The organism is Microvirga sp. P4_G7 (genome assembly GCF_056401005.1).
Genome location: NZ_JBFUKD010000715.1, coordinates 1 through 1,799 on the forward strand (window position 1 = coordinate 1; position 1,799 = coordinate 1,799).

General features: G+C 56.9%; 2 protein-coding genes. Both read left to right on the forward strand.

All coding sequences use genetic code 11. From position 1 onward, the window contains the following. The coding region (locus AC1DT3_RS19910) for a calcium-binding protein (RefSeq protein WP_477466946.1) at positions 1–1,065 on the forward strand (1,065 nt) is incomplete at its 5' end. A gap of 205 nt (positions 1,066–1,270) precedes the next feature. Beyond that, positions 1,271–1,799 (forward strand): hypothetical protein (locus tag AC1DT3_RS19915; protein WP_477466947.1); only part of this gene is annotated, 529 nt, incomplete at its 3' end.

Here is a 1,799-nt window from a genome sequence, read left to right on the forward strand (position 1 = left end):
GGCGTGGGTGACGACATCTATTTTGTGGATCACGTCGCGGACCGGGTCGTCGAAACGTCGGATTCGGGGTCCGATACGGTGGTGACTTCGGTCACATTCGCACTCAGCGCCGGCCTAGAGAATTTGACAGCCCGTGGAACCGAGGCAATCGGGCTCACTGGCAACGCTTTGGACAATGTCCTTATCGGCAATGCGGCCGACAACCGTTTGGATGGTGGAGCAGGAGCCGATCGTTTGTCCGGCGGAGCGGGTAACGACACCTACGTGGTCCACCCGCTGGACGAGGTTCACGAGCTCGCAGGCGAAGGCGATGATACGGTCGAGGCAACGTTCAGCTATGCGCTCGGCGACAATTTGGAGAATCTGACGGCGCAGGGGACGGCTGCAATCACGCTGTCTGGCAATGCCTTGGACAATGTCCTTGTCGGCAACGCCGCCGACAACCGTTTGGACGGCGGAGCGGGAGCCGACCGGATGTCCGGCGGCGCGGGCAATGACGTCTACCTGGTTGATCGAAATGGTGATCAGGTTCGCGAACTCGCAGCCGAAGGGATCGACACTGTCGAAACTTCGGTGAGCCACATTCTTGCGGCAAACGTGGAAAACCTGACTGCATTCGGGTCCGCGTCGCTGAACCTCAAGGGAAATGACCTCACCAATACCATCAAGGGATCGGCCGGACGCGACATCATCAATGGCAGTCGCGGCAAGGACGTGTTGAGCGGCGGCGGCAACAAGGACATTTTCGTCTTCGACAGTCGGATCGATCGCAACAAGACCAACCTCGACAAGGTGACCGATTTCAGCGTGCGCGACGACACTGTTTGGCTCGACAACGCAATCTTCAAGAAGCTCGGAAAAGGCAGCGCCACAAGTCCGAAGAAGATCAGCAAGTCGTTCTTCGCCATCAACAAGGCCGCCGACGCAAACGACTACCTGATCTACAACAAGAAGACCGGCGCACTTTTCTATGACGCAGATGGATCCGGCAAGGGCGTCGCGCTGCAGATCGCAACGCTTTCAAAGAACCTGAAACTGACTCAGAGCGATTTCTACATCGTCTGAGCATTCGTCACGACGACCGAAAACATTTCCTTTTTGAGGAGGCGCGATTTCACCAACGGACAGCGGCGGACACGCTGCAAAACCTTCGACCGACATTTCAGCGTACGTTTCACGGCACCGTCATGAAACGTTATTAACGTCATGATTGCGAGAGACTTTGCTCACTCGCGCTCAGATCGAAAACACCAACAACCTGAGGGACCTAATGTCGAACGTCTGGATCAACGAATTTCATTACGACAACGCCGGAACGGATACGAACGAATTCATCGAGATCGCGGGCCGCGCCGGAATCGATCTGAGCGGTTGGAGCATCGTTCTCTACAACGGCAACGGTGGTACAACCTATGGAACACCATTCGCACTGACTGGTCCGATCCTCGATCAGACCGGAACGGGATTCGGTTTCTTTTCGGTCAGCATCCCCGCAAGTCCTGGGCTACAGAACGGCGACGCGACAAGCACGCAGGCTGATGGCTTCGCGTTGATCGATAATCTCGGTAACGTCGTCGAGTTCCTGAGCTATGAAGGAACGATCACTGCGACGGCCGGTCCGGCTTCGGGCATGACCAGCACCAATGTCGGTGTGGTTGAGGACGGAACGGGTGCCCTGACGGGCTCTATTCAACGGCAAGGTTCCGGCAGCGATTCGAGCGCGTTCAACAGCTGGGTCGTAACAAGCCAGCATACGACCGGACTCAAGAACGGCGACGGGCAGACATTCATCCCGCTTC